13 protein-coding genes are annotated in these 14,346 nt (G+C 51.5%); 12 read left to right on the plus strand and 1 reads right to left on the minus strand.

Annotated features, from left to right (window positions below; all coding sequences use genetic code 11):
• Window positions 1-151 precede the first annotated feature (151 nt).
• The 8 genes from C7120_RS05205 to C7120_RS05240 all read left to right on the plus strand — a co-directional run bounded on the left by C7120_RS05205 (window position 152) and on the right by C7120_RS05240 (window position 7,599).
• Window positions 152-739 carry a hypothetical protein gene (locus C7120_RS05205; protein WP_107620644.1) on the plus strand — a complete coding sequence of 196 codons (588 nt, stop codon included), beginning with the start codon at window positions 152-154 and terminating at the stop codon, window positions 737-739.
• A 120-nt stretch (window positions 740-859) separates the two neighbouring features.
• Window positions 860-1,081, plus strand: coding sequence for a DUF2795 domain-containing protein (locus C7120_RS05210; RefSeq protein WP_092113532.1), 222 nt, complete (start codon window positions 860-862; stop codon window positions 1,079-1,081).
• A gap of 77 nt (window positions 1,082-1,158) precedes the next feature.
• Window positions 1,159-2,097 (plus strand): type IX secretion system membrane protein PorP/SprF, encoded by a 939-nt coding sequence (locus C7120_RS05215; RefSeq protein WP_107620645.1) that lies wholly within the window; start codon window positions 1,159-1,161, stop codon window positions 2,095-2,097.
• Window positions 2,098-2,101: 4 nt separating this feature from the next.
• Window positions 2,102-3,559 carry an SUMF1/EgtB/PvdO family nonheme iron enzyme gene (locus C7120_RS05220; protein WP_107620646.1) on the plus strand — a complete coding sequence of 486 codons (1,458 nt, stop codon included), beginning with the start codon at window positions 2,102-2,104 and terminating at the stop codon, window positions 3,557-3,559.
• A complete protein-coding gene (gldL, locus tag C7120_RS05225; RefSeq protein WP_107620647.1) occupies window positions 3,559-4,323 on the plus strand; it encodes a gliding motility protein GldL in 765 nt (254 codons plus the stop codon). The genes C7120_RS05220 and gldL overlap by 1 nt, the downstream gene beginning before the upstream one ends.
• Window positions 4,324-4,341: 18 nt before the next feature.
• A complete protein-coding gene (gldM, locus tag C7120_RS05230; protein ID WP_107620648.1) occupies window positions 4,342-5,901 on the plus strand; it encodes a gliding motility protein GldM in 1,560 nt (519 codons plus the stop codon).
• 23 nt (window positions 5,902-5,924) lie between these two features.
• Window positions 5,925-6,956 (plus strand): gliding motility protein GldN, encoded by a 1,032-nt coding sequence (gldN, locus tag C7120_RS05235; RefSeq protein ID WP_107620649.1) that lies wholly within the window; start codon window positions 5,925-5,927, stop codon window positions 6,954-6,956.
• A 31-nt stretch (window positions 6,957-6,987) separates the two neighbouring features.
• Window positions 6,988-7,599 (plus strand): porin family protein, encoded by a 612-nt coding sequence (locus C7120_RS05240; RefSeq protein WP_107620650.1) that lies wholly within the window; start codon window positions 6,988-6,990, stop codon window positions 7,597-7,599.
• Between the two features lie 122 nt (window positions 7,600-7,721).
• On the opposite strand, the gene C7120_RS13880 is transcribed toward C7120_RS05240, so the two are convergent.
• Complete coding sequence (locus C7120_RS13880; RefSeq protein ID WP_158267348.1) at window positions 7,722-7,862, minus strand: hypothetical protein; 141 nt, start codon at window positions 7,860-7,862, stop codon at window positions 7,722-7,724.
• A 229-nt stretch (window positions 7,863-8,091) separates the two neighbouring features.
• Between C7120_RS13880 and C7120_RS05250 the strand changes: the two genes are divergently transcribed.
• The 4 genes from C7120_RS05250 to ispF all read left to right on the plus strand — a co-directional run bounded on the left by C7120_RS05250 (window position 8,092) and on the right by ispF (window position 13,964).
• Entirely contained in the window at window positions 8,092-8,709 is a 618-nt protein-coding gene (locus tag C7120_RS05250; protein WP_107620652.1) for a fumarylacetoacetate hydrolase family protein, read from the plus strand.
• A 23-nt stretch (window positions 8,710-8,732) separates the two neighbouring features.
• Window positions 8,733-12,272, plus strand: a complete 3,540-nt coding sequence (gene porU / locus C7120_RS05255; protein ID WP_107620653.1) for a type IX secretion system sortase PorU — start codon at window positions 8,733-8,735, stop codon at window positions 12,270-12,272.
• An 82-nt stretch (window positions 12,273-12,354) separates the two neighbouring features.
• A complete protein-coding gene (porV, locus tag C7120_RS05260) occupies window positions 12,355-13,491 on the plus strand; it encodes a type IX secretion system outer membrane channel protein PorV (protein ID WP_369916861.1) in 1,137 nt (378 codons plus the stop codon).
• Entirely contained in the window at window positions 13,488-13,964 is a 477-nt protein-coding gene (gene ispF, locus C7120_RS05265; RefSeq protein WP_107620655.1) for a 2-C-methyl-D-erythritol 2,4-cyclodiphosphate synthase, read from the plus strand. Before porV ends, ispF begins: the two co-directional genes overlap by 4 nt.
• Window positions 13,965-14,346: the final 382 nt, after the last annotated feature.

Here is a 14,346-nt window from a genome sequence, read left to right on the forward strand (position 1 = left end):
CATAATGGGGGCGGCAGGCTCCGGGTGCCTCCGGGGCTCGCCCCCTTTCGGCTCATTGTGGGCAGCTTTCCGCGAGCATCTTTTTTGCCTCGTTCCGTTTCGTGGTTTCTGTTTTTTGTGTATCTTTGCAACATTCTAAAGAGATAAGGATATGGGATCACGCGTGAAAAGAGCGCTTGTCAGGTTGCTTCGGATTCCCCGCAGCAGGGGGTTCGGCGTGCAGTCGCCCTTTGCCTATCGATTCATTCGTGAGGTCGTGAGAGGAGGCGTGCCCGAGGAAGATAGGCTCAGGTCGTGCCAGCTCTATCCTCAAGGTGATAAAAAATGGCTTCGTAAGGCCGCGCTCTATGGGCGGTTGGCCCGCTGTCAGGGGCCTTGCCAGTGGGGCATCTGCCTGTTTCAGGTGGAGAATTACGAGTCTGCCGTGCTCATGGGGTGCCCGGAGGCCACGGTGGTGGACTGCATCCACGGCTACGAATTGGACCGGGTGGCGCGAAGCAAGGTCGTGGTGATGGATTTGGAACAGAACTGGTGGCGCATATACGAGGCGTTTGCCGACCATGCTGATGAAGCCTCGGTGCTCGTGGTGGAGGATATCCACTATTCCAGGAAGACGCTTCGGGCCTGGCGGAAAATCGTAGCCGACGGTCGCAGTGGCGTCAGTTTCGACCTCTACGAATGTGGCATTGTGTTCTTCGATCGGAAGAAATACAAGCGAAACTACCGTGTGAATTTTTGAAATCATTGTGTTTTTGCATTTTATTGACAGATAAATTGAAAAAAAATCCCTTATCTCTTGCAATTCCCGATAAAATGATTACTTTTGCACGCACAAGTAAAACTCGTTAAAATAAAGTATATGTATTGGACATTGGAACTGGCTTCAAAGCTCGAGGATGCACCTTGGCCTGCAACAAAAGAGGAGTTGATAGACTATGCTACTCGTTCGGGTGCCCCTTTGGAAGTTATAGAGAATTTGCAGGAAATAGAGGATGAGGGTGATGTTTACGAGAGTATCGAGGACATCTGGCCCGACTATCCGTCGAAAGACGACTTCCTCTGGAATGATGACGAATATTAGAGTCAGAAATAAAGACCGTTCTTTCCAAGAGCGGTTTTTTTTATACAATAAAACGAAAGCGGGTTCGTTATTTAGTCGTGCTTAAGAAAACTCTGGTCATAATTTCGCTGCTGTTATTGGCACTGCTCCCTGCAAGTGCACAATATGATGTTTCTTTCAGTCATTATTTTGACATGGAACCATCGTTCAACCCGGCTTCTGCCGGCAAAGAGGCGAAGCTTAATGTAAACGCCGCCTATGCCCAGGACCTGATGGGGTATGAACATAATCCCCGGACGATGTATCTTGGTGCCGACATGCCTTTCTATTTCATGAAGGCCTATCATGGGGCAGGCGTGCAGCTGATGAATGACAAGATCGGACTTTTCACCCATCAGCGCTTAGCCCTGCAGTATGTCTACAAGCGAAACCTGCTGGGTGGTACGGTCAGCGCGGGTCTGCAGCTTGGCTTGTTGAGCGAGAATTTCGATGGGACAAAGCTCGATGCCGGCGAGGCCAACGATCCCGCACTGCCCACATCGGAGGTTACGGGCAGCGGCGTGGATATCGGGCTGGGGCTGTATTACCGTCATGGACCGTGGTATGTGGGACTGTCGGGCCAGCATCTCAATGCGCCGACGATAGACCTGGGCGAAACCCATGAACTGAAAATAGATGCTACATATTATTTGACGGGTGGATACAATATTAAATTAAGAAACCCGTTTCTCACAATACGACCGTCGCTTCTGGTCAGGACAGACCTTACGGCCTATCGGGCAGACCTTACTGGGCGATTGGTATATAACAATGACGGCAGGATGATGTATGGAGGAGTAGCCTATAGCCCTACAAACTCGGTAACATTCCTTGTGGGCGGGAGCTTCCACGGGATAGTGATAGGCTACAGCTATGAGCTCTATACTTCGGCCATCAATCCCGGCAACGGCAGCCATGAGCTGTTCATTGGCTACCAGACCGATATAAATCTGGTGAAAAAAGGAAGAAACAAGCATAAAAGCGTAAGAATACTATAAAGATATGAAGAAGAGAAAAGGTATCATAACTCTTTGTGCCATTTCGTTGTCGCTGGCTCTTACCGGTTGCTTTGGCAGCAAGTCGATGTCCGCTTCGGGGCGGGGCGGCGAAGTGGTGGGCGTCGGTGGCGGTAAAGGGTTCTCCGAACCGGCACCTTATGGAATGGTGAAGGTAAACAGGGGTTATGTGAGGATGGGTCTTGAGAAGCAAGACAGCCTTTGGGGAATGACCACTCCCGTGAAGGATATCTCCGTAGACGGTTTCTGGATGGACGACACGGAGGTTACGAACTCCGAGTATAAGCAGTTTGTGGAGTATGTGAGAGATTCTATCCTTCGCACCCGTCTGGCCGACCCGGCCTATGCGGGCGACGAGACTTATATGATTACCGAGGATAAGAACGGCGACCCCGTTCCTCCGCGGGTGAACTGGAGAAAACCGCTGCCCCGCAAGCCCAACGAGGATGAACGGCGTGCCTTCGAGAGTCTGTATGTTACAAATCCCGTTACCGGAGAGAGGTTGCTGGACTATCGACAGCTCAACTACAAGTATGAGATTTATGACTATACCGCTGCCGCTCTTCGCCGTAACCGCCTGAATCCCGCAGAGCGCAACCTCAATACGGATTTAGCGGCGGCTCCGAACGAAGCCGTGATGATTTCGAAAGATACGGCCTATATCGACGATGAGGGACGAATCGTGAGAGAAACCATTGATCGGGAGCTGACCGGGCCTTGGGACTTCCTCAACACTTATATTGTAAATGTATATCCGGACACCACTTGCTGGGTGAACGATTTCAAGAACTCGGACAACGAAATGTATCTGCGCAACTACTTCAGCAATCCTGCCTACAATGATTATCCCGTGGTGGGCGTTACCTGGGAGCAGGCCAATGCCTTCTGTGCGTGGCGTACGAATTATCTCCTAAAGGGCTTGGGCGGTGAAGCTCGCTATGTGCAACGCTATCGTCTGCCCACGGAGGCGGAATGGGAGTATGCCGCGCGTGGCAAGAACGGTACGGAATTTCCTTGGGAAAACCAGGAAGTGAAGAGTGGAGACGGATGTTTCTATGCCAACTTCAAGCCCGACAGGGGTAACTATACTAAGGATGGAAACCTCATTACCAGTAAGGTGGGTATCTATTCTCCTAACAGCAATGGTCTCTATGACATGGCTGGCAATGTGGCGGAATGGACCAGTACGGTCTATACGGAGTCTGGTGTTGACGCTATGAACGACCTGAATCCGACCCTTGAGTATAATGCGGCCAAGGAAGACCCTTATAAACTCAAGAAGAAGAGCGTGCGTGGAGGATCGTGGAAAGACCCGGAGTCATACATCCGCTCGGCTTGGAGAACCTGGGAATACCAGAACCAGCCCCGTTCTTATATCGGATTCCGTTGCGTAAGGAGTCTGGCTAACAGTACAAGCACGAAACAAAAAAAGAGCAAAAGATAATGTCTAAGTATAGTAAATATAATATGGTATACCGTCTGCAGAAGTGGATAGATACCGTGCCCGGCCAAACCTTCCTGAACTATGCCTATAGCTGGGGTGCCTCGGTGGTGATCCTGGGCGCACTGTTCAAGCTCACGCATTTGCCGGGAGCCAACCTCATGCTGTTTCTGGGAATGGGAACCGAGGTCGTCGTGTTCTTCCTGTCTGCCTTCGACCGCCCTTTCGACAAGACCGCCATCGGTCGAGAGCTTCCCACCCATATAACCGAGGATTTCCTCGAAACGGGTAAGGTGGTTTACGAAGAAGACAGAAAGAAGAGCTTGGAGCATTCGGGAGAAGAGCAGAAACAAGAGGCTCCGTCCGTTCCTGCTGTTTCCGCTGTTGCACAACCTCAGCCCAATTATGTCCCCCAGATGTCTATGGCAGAGGCTGAAGCTTTCAATGAGGCTCAGGGCAATTATGTCGAGGAGCTGAAGAAACTGGTGGAAACGCTGCAGAAGGTGAACGAACAGAGTAGTCGCCTGACTCGCGACAGCGAGGAAATGGAGAATCTCAACCGTACCCTTACAGGCATTGCAAAAGTCTATGAGATGCAGCTCAAGGGTGCCAGTCAGCAAGTCGGAACCATAGACCAAATCAATGAGCAGAGCAAGAAGATGGCCCAGCACATCGAACAGCTCAATAAGATTTACACCCGCATGATAGAGGCGATGACCGTCAACATGAAAGTGGCTGCCCCCAGTGCCTCTTCCACGGAGGGTTGAGACGCATAAAGTTACGATATGGCTATAAAGAAAAGACCCGTAACCCCTCGCCAAAAGATGATAAACTTGATGTATATCGTCTTGATGGCCATGCTTGCGCTGAACATTTCAACCGAGGTGCTCAACGGATTCTCCATCGTGGAGGACAGCCTGAATCGCACCACAAGGAGTTCGAGCGAGCAGAACAAGGCCCTATATGATGGTTTTGAGGAACAGATGAAGGCCAATCCCGGGAAAGTGCGTATATGGTTTGAAAAAGCTACGACCGTCAAGAACATGAGCGATTCGCTCTACAATTTTGCCCAGACATTGAAGACAGAGATCGTGAGGGTGGCCGACGGCAGAGATGGCGATCCCCTCAATATTAATAATAAGGATAATCTGGATGCCGCAGGCGAAGTGATGTTGGCTCCTGGCAGCGGTAAGGGGCGGAAGCTCTTCCATGCCATCAATAGCTATCGTGAGCGCATTCTGAAGATGATAAGCGACCCTGCGCAGAAGAAAATCATAGCCAACAACCTCTCGACGGCAATCCCCAAAAATGCCAAGAATGTGCTCGGCAAGAACTGGCAGGAGTATATGTTCGAGAATATGCCTGTCGCGGCAGCGGTAACCCTGCTCTCCAAGTTGCAGAGCGATGTGCGCTATGCGGAAGGGGAGGTGCTCCATGCTCTGGTTTCTAACATAGGCTTGAAGGATATCAGGGTAAATAAACTTGATGCTTTCGTGATTCCCGAGAAGACAGTGCTCTATCCGGGTGAGTCTTTCAAGGCAAATATCGTGATGGCAGCGGTAGACACTACGCAGACTCCTGAAATCTATGTGAACGGCCGGCGGATAAACTCCGCGACCGGACGATACCAGTTTGCGGCCGGTGGAGTGGGCGACCACCAATTCAGCGGATATATGCTCATGCGCAATGGCAACGGCGATATGGTTCGCCGCGACTTCCTTCAGAAGTATTCGGTGATACCTGCGCCCAACACGGCAACCGTAGCTGCCGACCTGATGAATGTGCTCTATGCCGGCTATAGCAATCCTGTCAGCATCAGTGTGCCGGGAGTTCCGGCAAACGGAGTAAGTGCGACGATGACGGGTGGAAGCCTTTCCTCGAAGGGTAATGGGCACTTTGTGGCCGTTCCAGCTGCTGTTGGACAAGATGTAACCATCCATGTTACGGCCCGCGACAAGGGACAGACTCGCACGATGCCGCCGTTTGTATTCCATGTGCGTAAGTTGCCGGATCCGACGGCTTACCTCAGCATCGGTACCAACCGCTTCAAGGGGGGTGGGCTGCCGAAGGTTTCCCTGATGGGGTTGAGCACCGTTTCGGCTGCCATTGACGACGGTTTGCTCGACATACCATTCAAAGTGCTTGGATTTGAGACTGTGTTTTTCGATAATATGGGCAATGCCGTGCCCATAGCGTCGAATGGAGCCTCGTTCTCAGAGCGTCAGAAGGAGCAGTTTCGTCATCTTTCTCGTAACAAGCGATTCTATATCCGCGGCGTGAAGGCAGTAGGACCCGACGGTATTACCCGCACCCTGCCCTATCCTTTGGAAGTAATAGTGAAGTAAAAAAGATAATACGATAAGCTACAATGAAGAGAATACTGTTTTTATTGCTTATAGTTCTTGCTGCCCAAGGTGCCTTCGCGCAGTCTGTGCGTCGTAGAGCAGAACAACAGGCTGCTCAGAAGAACAACGCCGGTAACATCACCACCCGTGCGCAAATCTCGTTTCCTACAGAGCTGAAGATGGACGAGAATGTGGTCTGGCGTCGTGATGTATACCGTGAACTCAACCTCAACGAAGATGCCAATGCTGCCCTTTACTATCCCGTAGAGCCGTTGGGAACGCAGATGAACCTGTTCACCTACATCTTTAAGCTCTTCATGACGGGACAGGTCAAGGCCTATGAATATCGTCTGGACGGCAATGAGGTGTTCAATGAGGGCGCAGAAGTCAAGCGCAAGGCATTTCTCGATAACTATCACATCTTCTATGAAACCACCGACAGGGGCACACATATCGATGACAGCGACATCCCCTCGCGTGAGGTAACGGCCTATTATGTGAAGGAATCGTCCTACTATGACCAGGCCTCGGCAACCTTCCATACGAAGGTTCTGGCACTCTGCCCGATCATGAAGCGTGAAGATGATTTCGGAGACGGGGCCACCTCTTACCCTCTCTTCTGGGTCCGGTATGACGACTTGGCACCGTTTCTTTCCAAGCAGACTATCATGACGAGCAACCTTAACAATGCAGCGGTGATGAGTATTGATGATTATTTCACCAAGAATTCTTATCGCGGCAAGATCTATAAGACAACTAACATGCTCGGAAAGACCCTGGCTCAATATTGTCCTAACGAGGAGGCCATGACCAAGGAGCAGAAGCGGATAGAAGAAGAAATCAAGGCCTTTGAGGAACATATATGGGGCGACAAGACCCGCAAGGATTCGCTCGACAGCATAGCAGTGGCTGACAGAAACCAGAAGAAGGTGAGCCGTAAGAATCGCCGGAGTCTGAGGGGAGGCAATTCAAGCATTCGTTCCAAGCGCAAATCGGACGGTGGAAGTCTGTCTGGGTCGTCGGCACGCGTTACTGTTCGACGCGAAAGACATTAACCAAATAAAAAATAAGAAAGGAAAAGGTAAAATGAAGAAGTTGATCACAATGGCTTTTACAGCCCTCATGATGTTGTCTGCCACTACTGCGCAGGCTCAGATAAAGTTCGGTGTGAAAGGCGGACTGAATGTAACGAACATGTCTTTTGATAAGTCTGTCTTTGATAAGTCTAATCAAGCGGGGTTCTACCTTGGCCCGACGGCCAAGATCAGTCTGCCGCTTGTAGGTCTCTCGCTCGACGGAGCCTTGCTCTACGACCAGCGTAGTGCCACGATAACGGTCGACAAGGGTAGTGAACAAATCATAAGGGAGGAGGAAACCGTCAGGCAGAAGCAACTCGCCATTCCTGTCAACCTCCGCTATTCTTTCGGAATCGGAGGTATTGCGAGCGTGTTCTTTTTCGCAGGTCCGCAGTTTGGTTTCAATCTAGCGGATGACATGAAGGATGTTGACTGGAAATGGAAGAATACCAATCTTAGTGTAAACCTCGGCGTTGGCATCACGACCTTGAATCATCTGGAGGTTTCAATGGACTATAACTTCGGTTGTGGACATACCGGCGAGTTCTCCGCCTCAAGCCTTTACAAGGGTGTAAAGAGCAGGAGCGGAGCGTTTCAGATAGGCTTGGCCTATTACTTCTAAGATGAGGACACTGGTTTTCCGAACGCTGCGCGAGCGGCTTTAGGGAAGTTTGACTCTTAAATTGGATATGCCATCGCGTTGGCGGTGGCATTTTCTATTACATTCCGGAAAGGCTTTCAGCATCAGGATAGTATCTGCCTGTGTGAGATTCCGTCTTCCGGAAACCTCTCTGATAAGGCCTGAAATTCCGTATGAATGGCCTTTGGGTCGATTCCGTCAAGGTTGGGATTGGGGCAGTTTTCTTCCGCCACGAGTACATCCATGCGTACCTTAAGGATGACAGAGACTTCGTATGTGATGAGTTGGGCAAAAGTTTTCTGCGGCTATTGCATAGCTCGGCAAAGATACAATTTATTCTCCGATCTACAAAAATAGCTTTCTAAAGTCTCTGAAGTTTGTCTTTGACCTTTGTTAGCTTGGCAGAAAATAAATGTTTATTTATTTTGCGTTCTCTCCGATTTCTACTATCTTTGCTATAAAATAAGGAAAGACATGAAAATCTTTGCAGTAGGTACGAACTACCGAGAATATAATAAAGAGCTTGATGGGGCGTTATATAAACTCGAGGACCCCGTGATTTTCACGAAGGCAGATTCCGCCCTGCTCAAGCCGGGGAAGCCTTTCTTCGTACCCGACTTCATGGGCCGCATCGATTATGAGGCTGGGTTGGTGGTGCGAATATCACGCTTAGGCAAGACGATTGCCGAGCGATTTGCCCACCGCTACTATGATGCCGTAACGCTGGGAATTGACTTTACGGCCCGCGATGTGCAGCGGAAGTTACGCTCTGAGGGGCATCCGTGGGAGCTCTGCAAGGGTTTTGACGGCTCTGCTGTTATCGGTGAGTGGGTAGATAAAGAGAAATTCCTAAGCGTGCAACGCATTGGTTTCCGCCTTGCCGTTAATGGTGAGATGCGGCAGGAGGGGCAGACGGCCGACATGCTCTACACAGTCGACCAATTGATAGCCTATATCAGTCGGTTCTTCACGCTGAAGACGGGCGACCTCCTTTATACGGGCACTCCTGCGGGCGTAGGCCCCGTGCAGATAGAAGATCACCTGGAGGGCTGGCTGGAAGACAAAAAGGTGCTGGATTTGAGATGTAAGTAATTCTGTGTGAAATAGCATAACAGATGAAGAAGCGAATACTGTTGTCCATAGGGATGCTGTGCAGCCTGATGCAGGTGAGTGCGCAGCGGTTCTATAACCTTACTGCTCAGGAAGTCAGGGTCGACTCGGTGTTACCTTCGTTTACCTATCAGGTACCCCTTGGTGAGGGTTATGCCGACTCCGTCTATACAGTTTCGATTGCCTATCCGGAATTCATCGATATGACCAAGGACGACATCGAGCGTTACCGAAGAATATCAAGGGCGGAATTGCCCGCGCTCCCTGTGGTGAATCAAAGCATTGGCGTGAGTCGCAAGCAGGGCGTGCTTGAGGTGCAGTTATGTCCGCTGGTCTATAGAAATCGCCGCTATCAGGTACTCGTGAGTTTCATGCTCCGGGTGGAGGCGAAGGCTGCAAGGCGATCCGTGCGTAAGTCTAATGCTCTTACCCGTGTGGGAACAGCGGGCCGATATGTCGACCATTCAGTGCTGGCAAGCGGTCGATGGGCCAAGGTTCGTGTGCCCTCCACAGGCATCTATGTCCTCACCGAGGAGCTGATTCGTAAGGCGGGCTTTAGCAATCTGTCAAAAGTCAGGGTGTATGGCTATGGCGGCGCCTTGCAAAATGAGGTGCTCGACGGCAATGAGCTTCAGCGATTGGACGATCTGAAAGAAGTGCCGACCTGCGAGGTCGATGGTCGTAGGCTCTTCCATGCACAAGGTCCCGTGAGTTGGGCAAGCAACACCGCTGTCATCCGTATCCGCAATCCGTATTCCGATTATGGATATTATTTTATTACCGAAGCCGATGGCGACCCCCTGAAAGTGGATTCCGAGACCTTCCTGAAGACCCATTATCCGTCGGTCGACGACTATCACGAACTCTATGAGGTGGACTCCTATGCCTGGTATCAGGGCGGCAGAAACCTTTTCGGCGACGACCCTATCGATCAGGGCGAGAAACGAGTCTACACCCTGACGAATGATGCGAGCGTACAGGGTACGAACGCCCGGCTCACCGTGCGCCTCTCTGCGGGTACCGCCAGTACGGCCAGCATCAAGGTGAACGATCGCGAGGTGGGGTCGCTGCAGATAAGATTATCGAAATATGACAAAGGCAACATGGTTGCCGAAACTTACGAGATAGCCTCCTTGACATCCGCGGACAAGGTTGAGATAGCCACGACAAGCGGTGGTCCCGTACGCCTCGACTTTCTCTCGCTGACCTACAGCAAGCCGAAGGCTGCGCCCGTCCTTTCGGGTGTCAGTTTCCCCGAACCGGAATATGTATATAATATCACCCATCAAGATCACCATGCCGACGGACCTGCCGATATGGTCATCATCATACCGACTTCACAGAAGTTGCTCTCGCAGGCACAGCGTCTGAAAGAATTCCACGAACAGAAGAACGGCCTGAGAGTGCGCATCATACCCTCAGACGAGCTTTTCAACGAGTTTGGCAGTGGCACCCCCGATGCCAATGCCTATCGGCGATATCTGAAGATGCTCTACGACAGGTCTTCCAGTGATGCCGACATGCCCAAATACTTGCTGCTCTTCGGCGACTGCGTATGGGATAACCGACTGCTGACCAGCGACTGCCACAATCTCAAAGCCGATGACCTGCTGCTTTGCTTTGAGAGCGAAAATTCGTTCAATGAACTTTATTGTTATGTCGACGATGGATTTTTCTGCCTCCTCGATGATGGCGAGGGTGGCAATCCCCGCAGCTCCGACAAGCTGGATATGGCCGTCGGGCGATTCCCCGTAACGACGGAAGCCGAGGCGAAGATTCTTGTCGACAAGACCATCCGCTACGCTGAGAACGACAATGCGGGGGCATGGCAGAACACGCTCGTGTTCATGGGCGACGACGGTAACGACAATATTCACATGAGCGATATAAATGATGCCGCTGAGCAAATAGCCTCTCTGCATCCGGGATATCTCGTGCGCAAGGTAATGTGGGATGCCTATACCCGCAAGACTTCGGCCACGGGCAACACTTATCCAGAAGTTACGGCACTTATTAAGCAGTATCAGGCCAACGGCGCGCTCATCATGGACTATGGGGGACATGGACGCGAGGACCAGATTTCGCACGAGTTGGTGCTCCGTCTCGCCGATTTCGAATCGTTCCGCAATGAGAATCTGCCCTTGTGGATAACGGCCTCTTGTGATATCATGCCGTTCGACGGTACGGTTTCCACTATCGGAGAGCGGGCCTTGCTGAATGCCAAGGGGGGGGCGATGGCATTCTTCGGTACAACTCGAACCGTGCAGTCCAACTATAACAAAGCCATCAACATGGCCTATCTGCGCCATGTGCTGACTGTTAAGGACGGGCAGCCGACCACCATCGGGGAGGCCCAGATGCTGGCGAAAAACGAGATGATTACCAGCGGGCAGGACTATACGACGAACAAGTTGCAGTATTCCTTGCTGGGCGACCCGGCCCTCCGCCTGAACCTTCCTACGAGAAAGGTGGTCATAGACGATATCAACGGCATTGCGGAAGGTGCGCAGTTGAAGGCCGGGAGCATAGCTCGGGTGAGTGGGCACATTGAAGACGGCGACGGCTTCAACGGCGTGATGACGGCCACGGTGCGTGATCAAAGGGAACTCATCACTTGTAAGCTTAACAATACCAGTGATTCCGGGGCAGACACGCCTTTCCGATATTACGACCGGACGAAGACCCTCTTTACTGGCTCGGACAGTGTAAGGAACGGGCGGTTCACCTTCTCGTTTGCCGTACCGAAAGATATCAGCTATACCGATGCCAGCGGACTCATCAATGTTTATGCGGTAAATGCCGACCATACGCTGGAGGCCCACGGCTCTACCGACCGTTTTACGATAGGCGGAAGCGAGCTTGAGGGCAGGAATACCATCGGTCCTTCCATCTACTGCTACCTTAATTCGCCCTCGTTCATGAATGGAGGAAATGTGAACGCGACCCCTTACTTCGTGGCGCAGGTGAAAGATGAGGACGGCATTAATGCGTCGGGAAACGGAATAGGACACGATCTTGAGCTCATTATTGACGGCGACATGAGCAAGACTTATATTTTGAACGATAACTTCCAGTTCGATTTCGGAACCTATACCAGCGGCTCTACCTATTATAATCTGCCGGAACTGGCACCCGGAAAGCACAAGCTTCTGTTCCGTGCATGGGATGTGCTGAACAATTCGTCGACGGCAGAGCTTACCTTCAAGGTTGTGCCCGGGCTGGAGCCCAACCTTTTCAGCGTGGATGTATCGCACAATCCGGCAACTACCACAACTACCACAACTACCTTCATCATCAATCACGACCGTACCGGAAGCAACATGGATGTGGAGGTGGATGTCTACGACATCAGTGGCCGCTGGATGTGGTCGCATTCCGAAAGCGGCGTGAGCACCTCTCAGACCTATACGCTAAGCTGGGATTTGACGACAGGCAGAGGCAGGAAGCTGCAGACGGGCGTATATGTTTACCGTGTGCGTATCGCCTCGGGCGGAAGCACCAAGGTGTCGAAAGCCAAGAAATTAATAGTTGTAGGCAATAATTAAGATAGCTTCTGCGTTTATAGGCAGTAATGTATCGTCATCTGATTGGAAAATGAACAGAATTTTCAGAATATTCGCAGTAAGCATGCTGGGAACATTGTCGCTCGGCTTGTCTGCCCAAGAGAAGCGCGACCTCTTTAACCCTGTGAACTATTCCGTAACCTCCCAGAACATTGCTCCTGATGCCCGTGGGGCAGGTATGGGTGATGTGGGTGTGGCTACGGAGGCTGATGTCAACTCACAATACTGGAATCCGGCGAAATATCCGTTCAATATTTCCCGTGCCGGAGTATCCCTGAACTATACCCCTTGGCTGCGGCAGTTGGTCAATGATATGGATCTGGCCTACCTTTCCGGATACTATCGTATCGGCGACTATAGTGCGGTGAGCGGTTCGCTGCGGTATTTCTCCATGGGAGAGGTTTTTCTGGACAAGACGGCCAACTCCCTGTCTATAAACCCTTATGAGATGTCCTTGGATGTGGCTTATTCCCTGATGCTGAGCGAGAAGTTCTCTCTCGGAGCGGCGGTCAGGTGGATTTACTCCGACTTGAAATACACTTTGACCGACGATACATCGCCGGGCTCTGCCTTTGCGGCTGATATTGCCGCCTATTATCAGAACTATGTCAACCTGGGATCCCGTGAATGCCAGCTGGGCTTGGGACTGAACATTTCCAATATCGGCAGCAAAATAAGCTTCGGGGGCGACAACCATAGTTACTTCATACCGACCAACCTCCGGCTGGGAGCCTCTCTGATGGTGCCCATCGATGAGTATAATAAGATTACCGTGGCCGCTGATGCCAATAAGTTGCTGGTGCCGACCTATCCGAAGAAGGAGGAAGGCGAGAGCACGGAAGATTACCAGCGTCGCATGGAGAACGACTACTGGAATGTGTCGTCGATTTCCGGTATCTTCAAGAGTTTCAGCGACGCTCCAAACGGATTTTCGGAAGAGTTGGAGGAGATTTACTGGAGCGTGGGCGCGGAGTACACTTATAACGACAAATTCTCGCTGCGTGCCGGTTATCACCATGAAAGCGAGAACAAGGGAAACCGTAAATACTTCACCGTGGGCGCGGGATTCTGGATGAGCGTGTTCTCTCTGGATGCCGGATACCTGATTTCCACGGCCAAGAGCAACCCTCTCGACCAGACCTTGCGTATCTCATTGAGTTTTGACATGGACGGTATCAAGGATTTATTTCACAGGAGATGAGCATTCGGGTAGGTATGGGCTATGATGTCCACAGACTCGTGGAGGGTCGCGAGTTGTGGATGGGAGGCGTCAAGATAGAGCACGAGCTGGGGCTTCTCGGCCACAGCGATGCCGATGTGTTGATACACGCTGTCTGCGACGCGCTGCTGGGAGCGGCCAATATGCGCGATATCGGCTACCATTTTCCCGATACTTCGGCAGACACGCTGGATGTAGACAGCAAGCTGCTTCTCCGCAAGACCATTGGCTTGATAGCCACGAAAGGATACCGGCTGGTGAATGTCGACGCCACGATTTGTGCCGAACGGCCCAAGCTCAATCCGCATATTCCGGCTATGAGGGCATGTCTTGCCAAGGTGATGGATACCGACGAGGAGAACATCTCCATCAAGGCGACGACCTCTGAGCGGCTTGGCTTCACGGGGCGCGAGGAGGGAATCAGTGCCTATGCCGTCTGCCTGATAGAGCGGTAGCGGCCGCTTGTATTCCCTCGGGTGATCTTCTGATATTCTCTTTGCCGTGGGCAGTTTGACGAAATCGCCGATTTCGCCGCACGATTTCGCCGGTTTTGTCGTTCAATCTCGCCGGTTTCGTCAGGCTTATGGCCGCTTTTGGCATTCTTCCCAATCATTCTCTTGTTCTTGACCTGCGCTTCACGGTGCTCCCGGAAAGGCTCCGCGCGGGGCTGAACCCTCTTCGGCGTCCTGCCCGAAAGCGGCTGCTGCCGGAAGAAAAGGCAAAAAAATACGCTGCAACTCTCAACGAGCAACAGCGTAAAACCTATGTTTAACTAAAAATCCTTTTTCGAAATAAATGAAAGCCTCGCGGTTTCCATTGTCATCCTTCGTTAAACAA

Origin of the sequence: Prevotella sp. oral taxon 376, assembly GCF_003043945.1 — a bacterium.
GTDB lineage: Bacteria > Bacteroidota > Bacteroidia > Bacteroidales > Bacteroidaceae > Prevotella.